The sequence below is a fragment of the Streptomyces sp. NPDC039430 genome, from assembly GCF_055639435.1.
In genome coordinates this window covers 146,198-158,606 of record NZ_JBVKAK010000007.1, presented here as the reverse complement: position 1 = coordinate 158,606, position 12,409 = coordinate 146,198, and the positions used below count along the sequence as shown (strand labels likewise).

Below are 12,409 nucleotides of genomic sequence, written 5' to 3'. Positions count from 1 at the left end.
GTTGGCGCGGTTCAGAAGGCGGGCACGGCGGGCACCGCGGTCGCGGACCCGCCGAGCGCGTCGCGCCGCTCCGGCATCGCGAGCGTGACCATCCGGCGCCAGCCGATGAGCCGTTCATACGCGTAGAGGGCGTGGATCCCCGCCGTGAGCGCCGCCGACTTGGGCGCGGGCCAGCCCAGGATCCGGCCCATCCGGCCCATCACGGCGAGGCTCACCTGACGGTAGACCTTGATCTCGGACAGCGCGCAGTGCCGCAGGGCGCGCTGGATCGTACGGCCGTGGCCCGCGCGCGCCAGCCGCAGCAACTCCTCGTGGCAGTAGGCGAGATGGTTGTCCTCGTCATCACTGATCATCTTGACGGCCTTGCCGACCTCGGGGTTGTCGCCGAAGTACCTGACCAGCATCACCATCTGGTCGGCGGCCCGCTGCTCCGTGATCCGGCTGTGCGCGAGATAGACGAGGATGTCCTCCTCGGTCAGCGGTTCCGCACGGCGCAGCTTCGTGTGGGTGAGCCCGATGCCCTGCCGCTCCAGCAGCATGGTGTAGTCGGTCTCCGCGGGCACCGGGACCGGCCGGAGACCGCGCTTCCGCAACAGCGCGTGGAAGATCCGCCCGTGCTTGTCCTCGTCGGCGCCGTGCCGGGCGATCTTCGGGGCGAGATACCGCATGGAGTCCGGCACCAGGGCGGCGATCCGGCCGTTCTCCCAGCCGCCCTGGGCCTCGCCGCTGGCCGCGATGGAGCAGAAGAGCCGGAACGAACGATCGTCGTCCAGGATTTCCTGGAACAGGCTTCGGGCCGAGAGCATCACTGCCACCTCCATACAGACATCCGCAGAAACCGAGTCAAATGGGGTGCGGGGCAACAGGCAACAGCTACGCCGGCCGGCTGAGCCGAAAGAAGGAGCGCCGCCAAAGCCCCCGCGCGTAACCGAGCGGGGCCCGGAGGCGTTGTCGTACATGACGGCCGTGGCGGGGAAGACCCCCCGAGCCCCCACCACGGCCGCAGACGTCCGGCCGGGCGCCCTCGTACGCCTCCGCGGCCTTCCCTTACGAGGGCGCGCGCCCGGTAGCCCGTTCGGGCTAGGAGACCAGACCGGCGCGCTCCAGGGCCTCCGTGCCGACGCGGAGCGCGGCGATCCGTTCGTCGAGCGTGAAACCGGCCGGGGCGAGGGTCAGCGTCGTGACACCGGCCGCGGCGTAGGCCCCCATCCGGTCGGCGATCCGCTCCACGGAACCGAGCAGCGTGGTCGAGTCGATCAGTTCGTGCGGTACGGCCGCCGCCGCGCCGTTCTTGTCGCCGTCGAGGTACTTGTCCTGGATCTCGGCGGCCTCCTTCTCGTACCCCATGCGCCGCGCGAGCTGGTTGTAGAAGTTCTGCTTGCGGCTGCCCATCCCGCCCACGTAGAGCGCGGTGTACGGACGGAAGACATCGGCCAGCGCGTTGATGTCGTCGCCGACCGCGATCGGCACGGTGGGGCAGACGTCGAAGCCGTCCATGGTCAGTCCGGCCTTCTCCCGGCCCGCCCGCAGATGCCGGATCGCCGTGTCCTCCAGGTGCTCGGCGGACGGGAAGATCAGCAGCGCGCCGTCGGCGATCTCACCGGTCTGCTCCAGGTTCTTGGGACCGATCGCGGCGATGTAGAGGGGAATGTGCTCGCGCTCCGGGTGCACGGTGAGCTTCAGCGGCTTGCCGGGACCGCCGGGCAGCGGCAGCGTCCAGTGCTCGCCGTCGTACGACAGCCGTTCGCGGGTCATGGCCCTGCGGACGATCTCCACGTACTCCCGGGTACGGGCGAGGGGCTTGTCGAACTTCACTCCGTACCAGCCCTCGGAGACCTGCGGTCCCGAGACGCCGAGGCCGAGCCGGAAGCGGCCGCCGGAGAGGGAGTCGAGGGTGGCGGCGGTCATGGCCGTCATCGCGGGCTGGCGCGCCGGGATCTGGAGGATCGCGGAGCCGACGTCGATGCTCTCGGTCTGCGCGGCGACCCAGCTCAGTACGGTCGGCGCGTCGGAGCCGTACGCCTCGGCGGCCCAGCAGACGTCGTAGCCGAGCCGGTCGGCCTCCTGAGCGACGGCGAGGTTGTCGCCGTCCATCCCCGCGCCCCAGTATCCGAGGTTGATGCCGAGCCGCATAACCACTCCCTTACCGATGAGTAACGTCCCTGTGCCCCGGGACTCTAGCGCGCGATACGGGGATCCGGCAGGGCGGGTTGTCCACAGGCTCTCTCCGCGTGGGGCCCTGGCCAGTAATCTCAGCAGCCATGGAGCAGAGGCATCTCGGCCGAACCGGCCTGCGCGTGTCCAGAATCGGGCTCGGCACCCTGACCTGGGGACGGGACACCGACGAGCACGACGCCGCCGACCAGATGAAGGCCTTCTGGGAAGCGGGCGGAACGCTGATCGACACGGCTGACGTGTACGGCGGCGGTGAGGCCGAATATCTGCTCGGTCAACTCGTCGAACGGCTCGTTCCGCGCCGCGATCTGATCATCGCGACCAAGGCCGGGAGTGTGCCGGATCCCTACCGCCGCTTCGACTGTTCACGCGGGCATCTGCTCGCCGCGCTGGACGCGTCCCTGGAGCGGCTCGGCACGGACTACGTGGATCTGTGGCAGATCCACGCCTTTGACACCGGCACGCCCCTGGAGGAGACGCTCCACGCGCTGGACATCGCGGTCACCAGCGGGCGGGCCCGATACGCGGGAGTGTCGAACTTCTGCGGCTGGCAGCTGGCCAAGGCCGCCACCTGGCAGCTGGCCTCGCCCGGTATACGGACCCGGCTGGCCAGTAGTCAGATGGAGTACTCCCTGCTCCAGCGCGGGGTGGAGCGGGAGGTGCTGCCGGCCGCGATCGATCTGGGGGTCGGGCTGCTGCCGTCGTCACCGCTGGGACGCGGGGTGCTCACCGGCAAGTACCGGCACACCACCCCGCCCGACTCGCGGGGCGCCTCCGAGCTGCTGGCCCCGTTCGTCGAGCCGTATCTGGACGAGGCGGCGAGCCGGATCGTGGACGCGGTCGCGACGGCCGCGGAGGGGCTCGCCACGACGCCGCTGGAAGTGGCGCTGTCGTGGGTCCGGGACCGTCCCGGGGTGGTGGCGCCGATCATCGGCGCGCGCAACGCGCAGCAGCTCACGGCCGCTCTGTCAGTGGAGAGCCTTACGCTTCCTGACGAGATCTGCCAGGCGCTCGACGATGTGTCGGCGCCCGTGCACCGCTATCCCGACCAGGACTGGAGCACGCTGTGAGTACGGACCGCGACACCGCCGCAGGGGCGGCCGAGACCGCCGCTGAGCACGCCACGGCGGGTGGGCCCGACACGGAAGCCGCTGCCGGGCCTGCGCCGGACACCGAAACCGACACCGATACCGAAACCAGCACCGACGCCGCATCCGGCACTGTGGAGGACGCGGACGGCCCCGGCGCGGACGCGCCGGACGGGGAGGCCGGGACCACCGCGGCCGGGCCCACCGCGGCGGAGGCGGCCGAGGTGTCCGAGGCCGCGGCCGAGCTGGCCGCCCAGCGGGAGCTGCGGGAGCGGATCGAGCAGCGCAAGGCGGAGAAGGCCGGCCCCATCGCCGCCGGTACGAAACTGAGCGGGCAGGCAGCCGATCTGCTCGCCGCCGTACGGGCCGTGGAGAGCGGCGCGCCGGTGGACCGGTCCCTGCTGGGCCCGCGCGCGGCCGCCGCCCCTGAGCGTGCCCAGCCGTCCGCGCGCGCCGCTGAGCCCGCGTCGGCGCCCTCCTCGGCGCCTTCCTCCGCGCCCGCGCCGGCATCTTCCTCGGCACCTGCTTCTGCGCGGCAGACCGTTCCGGCCGAGGTGGCGTCCGCCGTACGGGCCGTGCTGACGGAGGGCGGTGCGCCGGAGGCGCTGGCCGGGCAGGTCGCCGCCGTCCTCGGGGAGCGGGCCCCGGAGGTGCTGCGGGACGACCCGTGGCAGCTGCTCGCCGTCCCCGGGGTACGGCCCGAGCAGGCCGACGGGTTCGCGCGTGCCCTGCTCGGAGCGGCGTGCGGTCCCGGCGACGAACGGCGGGCCGCCGCGCTCGTCGGCTGGCTGCTGGAACGGGCCGCGCTCCAGGGGCACACGGCCCTGGAGGCCACGTCGGTACGGGGCACGCTGGCCGAGCACGCGGTGCCGGACCCCCACGAGGCGGTGCGGCACGCGATCGCCGAGGGCGCGGTGCTGGTCTTCCAGGAGGGCGCGGAGGGCGGCTTCGGAGGCGAATTCGAGGACGGCCTCGAAGACGGGACCGAGGGTGGCTTCGAGGACGGGTCCGAAGGCGGGTCCGAAGGCGGCGGGGACCGCGGCGGGGAGGCGGTGCGGGGCGAGGAGCCGGCCGGCGGTGCGGACCCGGCCGAGGCCGGTCCGCCGGCCCCGGTGCTGCTGGGCCTCGACCGGTACGCGCTCGCCGAGGAGAGCCTCGCCGACGGGCTCGCGCGGCTGGTCAAGACCGGGCCGGACGACTCCTGGGACGAAGCCGCGGCGGCGGCCCCGCGCGCGGCGGCCGAGCTGATCCGCGCGGTCGCCGGTCACGGGCTCGTCCTGCACACCGGCGGTGAGGCCGCGCGCGCCGAGCCGGTCGCCCTGGCCGGGGCGGCCCGCGCGCTCGGAGTGCGCGCGGTCGTCGCGACCCACAGTGAGAACGGCCGGGACCGGCTGGACGCGACGGCCGGAGCCGTCACGGTGGCCGGACTGCTGGCGGGCACGGAAGGCCCCGGGCGGGACGCGGACGGCATGTTCGCGCTCGATCTGCTGGTCGTGCTGGACGCGCCGCAGCTCGATGTGGAGACGGCCGCGATGATCGTCGAATCGCTGCCCGACGGCAGCCGTCTGGTCCTCGGCGGTGACCCGGGAGTGCTGTGGTCGGCGGGCGCGGGCCGGGTGTTCGCCGATCTGCTGGCCGCCCGGGTGTGCCCGCAGATCGCCTCTCGTACCCCCGACCCGGGGCCGATCGGCGAGCTGGTCTCCGGCATCGGCATCGGTGAGCTGCACCAGGTAGAGGCCCCCGGCAAGGAGGTCGTGATCGTTCCGGTGCGGGACGCGGGCGAGGCGGTGCATCGCACGGTGCAGCTGGTGGCCGAGTCGGTGCCGCGCGCCTTCGGGGTGAACGCCGGGCAGACGCAGGTGATCACCGTGGGCCATGGCGGCTCGGCCGGCACCCGCGCCCTGAACGCGTCGCTCAAGCAGCGGCTCAACCCCGGTCCCGGCCGGTTCGGCGGCTTCGATCCGGGCGACAGGATCGCCTACGTACCGTCGCCCGGCAGGACGCTCCAGGGGGCCGTGGTCGCCGCGGACGCCGACGGGCTGCGGCTCGACTGCGAGGGCACGGCGGTCGTCGTCCCCAGGGAGCGGGTCGAGTCGGCCGTACGCCACGGCTGGGCGCTCACCGCGCACCAGGCGGCGGGGATGCGCTGGCCCGCGGCGGTCGTGGTGCTCCCCGGCGACGCCGCACGGGGGCTGAGCCGCCCGTGGGTCTATACGGCCTTCAGCCGGGGTGACCGCCATCTGTCCGTGGTGCACGGCGTCGACCAGGCGCTGCCGCACGCCGTGACGGACGTCCCGTTCCAGGAGCGGACGACCAGGCTGCGCCCGCTGATCGAGAGCCTGCTGGCCCCGGCGGCGCAGCCGGGCTGACCCGCGGCCTGCCCCGCCACTGGCCGGGCAGGGACATCCGTACCGCCCGCACCGCCGGTACCCGCCCGCGCCGCGCCCACCGGGGCTCGGCACCGGCGCGGGCGGTACGGACGTCAGGCGTCCTGTTCCTCCAGGTCGTCGATGTCCGCGTCGAGATCGTCCTCGTCGAAGACCGCGCTGACATCGAAGCGGCAGACCACCTGCTGGGGGTCGGCCTGGTCGAAGGGCGCCGAGAGCCACTCCCCCGGTTCCGGGAGGTCGTCCGCGGCCGACACCCAGAGGGTGGAGTCGCCCTCCTCAAGGCCGAACTCCTTGTGCCGGGAGGCGATCTCGTCCGGTTCGTACTCGCCGAAGAGCACACCGAGAGCGGCGTGCACACTGCCGCCCATCACTCCTCCGTTGTCGGTGTCCCCTTCCACATCGACGATGCGCTGTGCCTGTGCGAGCAGCCGCTGCGGCTCCACGACCGCGTAGTCGCGCCGGATCAGCACGCTGAGGGCGTTGGGCTCCTCGGGACCGTTGTAGGGCGGCAGTGAGTCGTCCGGGTCCGGGATCTCGAAGGGGGTGACTTCGTCGTACCGGTTGTAGAGCCGCTCGTCGTAGACCTCGGCCGCGACGGCGAGGGCGTTGAACGCGTCGGAAACAGCCGGGTCGTCCTCACCCGTGCGGTGTTCGACCGCCGCGAGATGGCGGTCCAGAGCTACCTTGACCGCCTCGGCGGCAGCGCGTACCTCGGCAGCGGTGGGCTGCGCAGCATCAGACATAGTGCAGACGCTATCCGTACCGGGGCTCTGCCCGCACAATAGATGCGATGCCGGAATACGAATTTGTCGACGTGTACGTGCCGCGCGGGGTCTCCCGCAGGGAAGCGGCGCGTCTGCTCACCGACCATGCCGAGTACGGACACTGGGAATTGGACCGTCTGAGTCTGCACCGGGACGGCAGTCGCAGAGTGCGGCTGCGCCGGCGCATCATCCGCCAGGTGCGCGCCACCTGGTGAGGATGGGTACGACGGAACGGGCCCCGCTGCTGCGAGGCCCGCCCCTGTCCTACCGTGTTCCGTCGCCGGTTCCGTCTCCCGGTTGCCGTTCGGTCTGTTTCCGTACGGCGTGTATCCGCCTGACTACGCGGCGGAGCGGGACCGGGAGCGCCGGTAGAGGATGGTGCCCGCGAGCAGCAGGCCCGCGCCCGCCGGAATCGCGATCCCGAGCGCGCCCGCACCGGTCTGCGCGAGGACCTCGGTGCCCTTGGGCTGTGCGACGGTCTGCGTCTCGGGGTTGTTCGGGGAGCTGGGCTCACCCGGCGCCGGCGGGATGGCGCGCTCGGACGGCGGCGTTCCCGGCTCGGGCGGGGCGACCGGTTCCCCGGGCTTCCCGGGCGTGCCGGGCTGCTCGGGCTTGGCCGGCGGGCGGGCGGGCGCGTCGTTGGCGCAGCCGTTGCCGAAGGCGGGGTTGAGCAGGCCGATGACGTCGATCGTGTTCCCGCAGACGTTCACGGGGACGTCGATCGGCACCTCGACCGCGTTGCCCGAGCCGACACCGGGAGAGTTGGCCGCGCCGCCTCCCGCGTGGGAGCCGCCGGCCGGCACGGTGTGGGTGGCGCCGGGGTGGGAGCCGCCGGTGTGCGGCCCGCCGGTGTGAGCGCCGCCGCCGTATCCGCCGTCCTGGCCGCCGCCGTGTGCGCCGCCGGCCGGCTTGCCGGACACATTGGCGCAGTTGTTGCCGAACGCGGGGTTGAGCACCCCGACGACATCGACGGTGTTCCCGCACACATTGACCGGGACATGCACCGGAACCTGAACGTTGTTGCCGGACAGCACTCCCGGGGAGTTCGCGGCGGTGCCGCTCGCTCCCGAGTCCGCGTGTGCGTGGCCGCCGCCGAGGGCGAGTACGCCGCCCGCGGCCGCCACAGTGATCAGGCCCTTGCGCGTGACCTGTCTCATAGCTTCGATCCCTGCCTTCTGCCTTCCGGAGCTGCCCTGGGCATCGGTGCCGGGGCAGGATGCCCAGCGGCCCCGGAGTGCATGGCGCGCACTCCGGGGCCACTCGGGCTCAGACCCTCATGGGGTGAGAGAGGTACGACGTCAGTTGTTGATGCACACGTTGCCGAAGGCGGGGTTCAGCAGCCCGATCACGGAGATCGTGTTGCCGCACACGTTCACCGGAACGTGGACCGGAATCTGGACCACGTTGCCCGAGAGGACACCGGGAGAACCGACAGCGGCACCCTGGGCGCCCGCGTCGGCGACGGCCATACCCGCACCCGCGAGCACCAGACCACCAGTAACAGCCGCAGCAGCGACGACCTTCTTGATCATTAGTTCCTCCTCGTTGGCAAATGCGGTCCCAGCCGCGGACCGCATCACCTGTAACGAGGAGGAAGTAATGAGGCTACGAGCGTATGGTCGCATTCACTCTTCTCAGTCGCGGCTGCACACGCTGTCGATTACCGGAACCTCCAACTCCCCTGTCAGCTGTGGTCGATGAAGCGGTCCAGCACCCGCACACCGAACTGAAGGCCGTCAACCGGTACCCGCTCGTCCACACCGTGGAACATCCCGGCGAAGTCCAGCTCGGGGGGCAGCTTGAGCGGCGCGAAACCGAAGCCGCGGATGCCGAGGTCGTCGAAGGACTTGGCGTCGGTGCCGCCCGAGAGCATGTAGGGAACGGCCCGCGCGATCGGGTCCTCCGCCGACAGCGCCGTCTGCATGGCGTCCACCAGCGTGCCGTCGAAGCTGGTCTCCAGGGCCTTGTCGCCGTGCACGTCCTCCCGCTTGACCCGCGGGCCGAGGATCCGGTCGAGGTCGGCCAGGAACTCCTCCTCGTACCCGGGCAGGAAACGGCCGTCGACATGCGCGGTCGCCTGGCCGGGGATCACATTCACCTTGTAGCCGGCGCCGAGCATGGTGGGCGCCGCGGAGTTGCGCAGGGTGGCGCCGATCATCTTCGCGATGCCGCCGAGCTTGGCGAGCGTGGCGTCCATGTCCTCCGGGTCGAGCGGGGTGCCCAGCGCGTCGGACAGCTCGTCCAGGAAGGACCGTACGGTCTTGGTCACCCTCACCGGCCACTGATGGCGGCCGAGCCGCCCCACGGCCTCGCACAGCTCGGTGATGGCGTTGTCGTTGTTGGTCATGGAGCCGTGCCCGGCGGTGCCGTCCACGGTCAGGCGCATCCAGTGCATGCCCTTCTGCGCCGTCTCGACGAGATAGAGCCGCAGATTCTCGTTGACGGTGAAGGAGAAGCCGCCGACCTCGCTGATCGCCTCCGTGACGCCCTCGAAGAGCCCGGGGTGCTTGTCGACGAGATACCGCGCCCCGTACGTGCCGCCCGCCTCCTCGTCGGCGAGGAAGGCCAGCACGATGTCGCGCGGGGGCTTGCGGCCGCTGCGCATCCTGTCCCGTACGACGGCGAGGGTCATCGCGTCCATGTCCTTCATGTCGACCGCGCCCCGGCCCCAGACGCAGCCGTCCGCGATCTCGCCCGAGAACGGGTGGTGCCGCCAGTCCTCGGCGTTGGCCGGGACGACATCCGTATGACCGTGGATGAGCAGCGCGGGCTTGGAGGGGTCCTCGCCCTCGATCCGGGCGACGGTGGAGGCACGGCCCTTGTGGGACTCGAAGATCTGGGGTTCGAGGCCCACCTCGGCGAGCTTCTCCGCGACATATTCGGCGGCGGCCCGCTCCCCCGGTCCCGAGTGGTCGCCGTAGTTGCTGGTGTCGATCCGGATCAGATCACGGCAGAGGTCGACGACCTCGTCCTCGCCCGAGACGGTCCTGCCCGCGTTCGGCTCGCTCACGCTGCTCACTCCCACGGTCGTTGCTGGTGGTTCTCGCTGCTGTTCCTCCACATACTCCCGTGCCGCACCCCCGCACCCCAAGACAGGCCCCGGCCTGTCATACGCCCGTCACAAGGCCCGCCGCCCCCCGTACCCCGGGCCACCGCCGGGCGTCCGCCGGATCGGGCCGTGATCGGGCACCGTCGATTGTTTGCTATGGTTTTCCACGTCGGAACGGCCCAGGGCCGCCCGGCAGACACCTGGTCCGGGTGGCGGAATGGCAGACGCGCTAGCTTGAGGTGCTAGTGCCCTTTATCGGGCGTGGGGGTTCAAGTCCCCCCTCGGACACATATAGTTCACCCACCGATGGTGCTGGCCGATTCTCGGCGGGCACCTTTTGTGTGTGGGTCCCGGGCACGAGTCCGCTCCCTCACGACGCCCCTTCCGAAGCGGCCTCGGCTCGTCGACTGCATACAATCGCTGCCGCGATCCGTAGACTGCCGACGACGAATCCTTCCTCGCAACCTGGAGGCCTCATGGGTGACTTGGAGCCCGGAGTGATTCTCGCGATGGCGGCGGGAGCACCCGACGGTCTGGTGATCGTCGATCGTGAGGGGCTGATCCGGTACTGGAACCGGGGAGCGGAGCGGATCTTCGGCTTCACCGCGGCCGAGGTCGCCGGTCGCGATCTCGATGTGATCATCCCCGAGAAGCACCGGCAGCGTCACTGGGACGGCTTCGTGGCCGCGATGGCGGCCGGCACCAGTAAGTACGGGGACGACGATCTTCTGGCGGTTCCCGCGCTGAGGGCGGACGGCTCGACCGTCTCCATCGAGTTCAGCGTGGTGCCGCTGACCGACTCCGAGGGCGACGCGAGTCACGTCGGGGCGGTCATCCGGGATGTCACCGCGCGGCGGGCCCAGGAGAAGGAGCTGCGCCGGCGGCTGCTGGAGGCCACGTCGGACCGGACGGCGTCCTGAACGGGCTGCCGACGGGGCGGACGGGCGGCGCCGGGTGGGCGTCGTCCCAGCGGTACGGTGGGGTCCGTGCGTCACACACAGCCATCCGCCAGAAAGGTTGCGGCGAAGCGTGAAAGTCGCTAAGCCGATCCTGGCCGCGAGCCGCGAGCCGCGAGCCGCGAGCCGCGAGCCGCGAGCCGCGAGCCGCGAGCCGCGAGCCGCGAGCCGCGAGCCGCGAGCCGCGAGCCGCGCTTATCCTCGCGGCCCCGGAGCCCCGGGTAGCCGCACGTGGTGACCGTGAGCACTAGCGCCGGCCCGCCGCTCCGGGTCCCCGTGGGCCACGACGCGCGGCGGTGGAGCACCTTCCACGGGGAGAAGACGCTCGTCGTGGCCGCCCGTACGGTCACCTCGACCGTCCGCGTGCTGGAGACACTTCCGGCGCTCCTGCGTGACGACAGCCGGGTCACCGTCGTCTTCGCCTACGACCCGACCTCCGCCTTCAACAACGGCGTCCTCGACCTGCTCCACGAGGCCGGGTGCCGGGTCATGCCCTGGGCTCAACTGACCGGCGCCGGCCCGGATCTCATCCTCTCCGCCAGCGAGAACGTCGACGTACCGGACGACAGTTGCCCCGTCCTTGTGCTGCCGCACGGCGTGGGTTTCCAGAAACTCGTCCCGGACTCCCGCACGCCCGCGACCCGCCTCTCCGGCGTGGTACCGGACGCGTTGCTGGAAGCCGGCCGTGCCTGGCTGGCCGTCTCGCATCCGGAGCAGGAGGAGCAGCTGCTCGCCACCCACCCGAAGGCCGCGGGCCGGACCCTGCTCGTGGGAGATCCCGTCTACGACACGTTGAGCGCGAGCCTGCCTCAGGCCGACGTCCACAGACGCGCGTTGGGGGTCGCCGACGGTCAACGCCTGGTCGTGCTCAGCTCCACCTGGGGTCCCACGTCGCTGATCGGCCGGGATCCGGAGCTGCCGGCCCGGCTGCTGGGGGCCCTGCCGTACGACGAGTACCGGGTGGCCGCGATCATGCACCCCAACGTGTGGTCCGGGCACGGCTCCTGGCAGATCCACACAGTGCAGACCGCCGCGCTGCGGGCGGGCCTGCTGCTGATCCCACCGGTTCATGCCTGGCAGCCCACACTCGTGGCAGCGGATGTTGTTATCGGAGACCATGGCTCCGTGACGCTGTACGGCTCCGCGCTGGGCAAGCCGGTGCTGCTCGCCACATACGGGGACGACGCGGTGCCCGGGACGGCGATCGCCCGCCTCGGACGGGCGGCGCCCCGTCTCGACGCCCGGAACGACATGCGCGGGCAGATCGAGGCCGCTGTCCGGGACCACACCCCCGGACGCTACGCCGAGGTCTCCGCCCATGCCTTCGCCGAACCGGGCCAGGCGCTCGCGCGGCTGCGCACCGCCGTATACCGCCTCATGAACCTGCCGGAGCCCGGCACGGACCCGGCGCCCCCACTGGCACTCCCCCGGCCCGTCGCCCCGGCGGCCGACGTCACCTCCTGGGCGGTGGCCACCACCGCCTCCTCGGACGCCGGGCAGTGGACGGTCACCGTACGCCGCCACCCCGCGGCCGTCTCCGACGGCGGCGGCGCGGACCCCGACGCCTTTCTGCATCTCGCGTGCGACGAGGAGGAACGGGACCGGCGGCTGACCGAGAGCGCGTCGGCACTGATCCGTCGTACTCCCGCCCCGACGGCGGTCGCCGCGCTCCGCTGGATCGGCCGCACGCTGGAGCGGCTGCCCGGCAGCCGCCTCGCCGCCACGGCCGTGGGCGCGGGCGGGGGCGGCTGCCTGGTGGGGTTGCGCGACGGAAGGGTCGTGGAGGCGACGGTCACCGGACCCGCCGACGACCCGGGGCTGCCGGCCGCGGTGGTCTATACGTGCCTGCTCGCGGGGGCACCGCTGGACGACGTCATCGTGACGCTCCGGATCGGTGGGGTACGGGAGGAGGACGTCGCCCTCCGGCTGCGGCGACCCCTGCCGGCCCCATCGGTGGCCGGGCCGCCGGCCGAACCGCCCCGCTGAC

At 72.0% G+C, this 12,409-nt stretch carries 11 protein-coding genes and 1 tRNA gene; 6 read left to right on the top strand and 6 right to left on the bottom strand.

Going from position 1 to position 12,409, the window contains the following annotated elements; translation table 11 throughout:
* Window positions 1-11: 11 nt before the first annotated feature.
* Both ACZ7LS_RS19425 and ACZ7LS_RS19420 read right to left on the bottom strand, forming a co-directional pair.
* Entirely contained in the window at window positions 12-806 is a 795-nt protein-coding gene (locus ACZ7LS_RS19425) for a ferritin-like domain-containing protein (protein WP_382520098.1), read from the bottom strand.
* A 274-nt stretch (window positions 807-1,080) separates the two neighbouring features.
* Window positions 1,081-2,133, bottom strand: a complete 1,053-nt coding sequence (locus tag ACZ7LS_RS19420; protein ID WP_382520100.1) for an LLM class F420-dependent oxidoreductase — start codon at window positions 2,131-2,133, stop codon at window positions 1,081-1,083.
* Between the two features lie 128 nt (window positions 2,134-2,261).
* Here ACZ7LS_RS19420 and ACZ7LS_RS19415 point away from each other — a divergent pair, with 128 nt between their 5' ends.
* A complete protein-coding gene (locus ACZ7LS_RS19415; protein ID WP_382520102.1) occupies window positions 2,262-3,245 on the top strand; it encodes an aldo/keto reductase in 984 nt (327 codons plus the stop codon).
* Window positions 3,230-5,632, top strand: coding sequence for a helix-hairpin-helix domain-containing protein (locus tag ACZ7LS_RS19410; RefSeq protein ID WP_385136036.1), 2,403 nt, complete (start codon window positions 3,230-3,232; stop codon window positions 5,630-5,632). The genes ACZ7LS_RS19415 and ACZ7LS_RS19410 overlap by 16 nt, the downstream gene beginning before the upstream one ends.
* A 113-nt stretch (window positions 5,633-5,745) precedes the next feature.
* On the opposite strand, the gene ACZ7LS_RS19405 is transcribed toward ACZ7LS_RS19410, so the two are convergent.
* Window positions 5,746-6,396 carry a hypothetical protein gene (locus ACZ7LS_RS19405; RefSeq protein ID WP_382520103.1) on the bottom strand — a complete coding sequence of 217 codons (651 nt, stop codon included), beginning with the start codon at window positions 6,394-6,396 and terminating at the stop codon, window positions 5,746-5,748.
* 47 nt (window positions 6,397-6,443) lie between these two features.
* On the opposite strand from ACZ7LS_RS19405, the gene ACZ7LS_RS19400 reads away from it, so the two are divergent.
* Window positions 6,444-6,632 carry a DUF5703 family protein gene (locus ACZ7LS_RS19400; protein WP_365744682.1) on the top strand — a complete coding sequence of 63 codons (189 nt, stop codon included), beginning with the start codon at window positions 6,444-6,446 and terminating at the stop codon, window positions 6,630-6,632.
* 123 nt (window positions 6,633-6,755) lie between these two features.
* Here ACZ7LS_RS19400 and ACZ7LS_RS19395 read toward each other — a convergent pair whose 3' ends face one another.
* The 3 genes from ACZ7LS_RS19395 to ACZ7LS_RS19385 all read right to left on the bottom strand — a co-directional run bounded on the left by ACZ7LS_RS19395 (window position 6,756) and on the right by ACZ7LS_RS19385 (window position 9,427).
* Window positions 6,756-7,574 carry a chaplin gene (locus ACZ7LS_RS19395; protein WP_382671096.1) on the bottom strand — a complete coding sequence of 273 codons (819 nt, stop codon included), beginning with the start codon at window positions 7,572-7,574 and terminating at the stop codon, window positions 6,756-6,758.
* A gap of 141 nt (window positions 7,575-7,715) precedes the next feature.
* Window positions 7,716-7,949: a chaplin ChpH gene (gene chpH, locus ACZ7LS_RS19390; RefSeq protein WP_382520107.1), complete on the bottom strand. Its 234-nt coding sequence runs from the start codon at window positions 7,947-7,949 to the stop codon at window positions 7,716-7,718.
* A 152-nt stretch (window positions 7,950-8,101) separates the two neighbouring features.
* Complete coding sequence (locus tag ACZ7LS_RS19385) at window positions 8,102-9,427, bottom strand: M20/M25/M40 family metallo-hydrolase (protein WP_129772582.1); 1,326 nt, start codon at window positions 9,425-9,427, stop codon at window positions 8,102-8,104.
* Between the two features lie 242 nt (window positions 9,428-9,669).
* Between ACZ7LS_RS19385 and ACZ7LS_RS19380 the strand changes: the two genes are divergently transcribed.
* The 3 genes from ACZ7LS_RS19380 (at window position 9,670) to ACZ7LS_RS19370 (ending at window position 12,408) form a co-directional block, all read left to right on the top strand.
* A tRNA-Leu gene (locus ACZ7LS_RS19380) sits at window positions 9,670-9,754 on the top strand.
* Window positions 9,755-9,942: 188 nt separating this feature from the next.
* Complete coding sequence (locus tag ACZ7LS_RS19375; RefSeq protein ID WP_385135996.1) at window positions 9,943-10,386, top strand: PAS domain-containing protein; 444 nt, start codon at window positions 9,943-9,945, stop codon at window positions 10,384-10,386.
* A 276-nt stretch (window positions 10,387-10,662) separates the two neighbouring features.
* On the top strand, window positions 10,663-12,408 hold the full coding sequence (locus ACZ7LS_RS19370; RefSeq protein WP_385135999.1) for a hypothetical protein: 1,746 nt from the start codon (window positions 10,663-10,665) through the stop codon (window positions 12,406-12,408).
* The last annotated feature ends 1 nt before the right edge of the window (window position 12,409 follow it).

Excerpts from the sequence above, each read along its gene's own strand:
- ACZ7LS_RS19400 (WP_365744682.1), top strand. The coding sequence starts at position 6,444 with ATGCCGGAATACGAATTTGTCGACGTGTACGTGCCGCGCGGGGTCTCC.
- ACZ7LS_RS19375 (WP_385135996.1), top strand. The coding sequence starts at position 9,943 with ATGGGTGACTTGGAGCCCGGAGTGATTCTCGCGATGGCGGCGGGAGCA.
- ACZ7LS_RS19415 (WP_382520102.1), top strand. The coding sequence starts at position 2,262 with ATGGAGCAGAGGCATCTCGGCCGAACCGGCCTGCGCGTGTCCAGAATC.
- chpH (WP_382520107.1), bottom strand. The coding sequence starts at position 7,949 with ATGATCAAGAAGGTCGTCGCTGCTGCGGCTGTTACTGGTGGTCTGGTG.
- ACZ7LS_RS19395 (WP_382671096.1), bottom strand. The coding sequence starts at position 7,574 with ATGAGACAGGTCACGCGCAAGGGCCTGATCACTGTGGCGGCCGCGGGC.
- ACZ7LS_RS19425 (WP_382520098.1), bottom strand. The coding sequence starts at position 806 with ATGCTCTCGGCCCGAAGCCTGTTCCAGGAAATCCTGGACGACGATCGT.
- ACZ7LS_RS19420 (WP_382520100.1), bottom strand. The coding sequence starts at position 2,133 with ATGCGGCTCGGCATCAACCTCGGATACTGGGGCGCGGGGATGGACGGC.
- ACZ7LS_RS19405 (WP_382520103.1), bottom strand. The coding sequence starts at position 6,396 with ATGTCTGATGCTGCGCAGCCCACCGCTGCCGAGGTACGCGCTGCCGCC.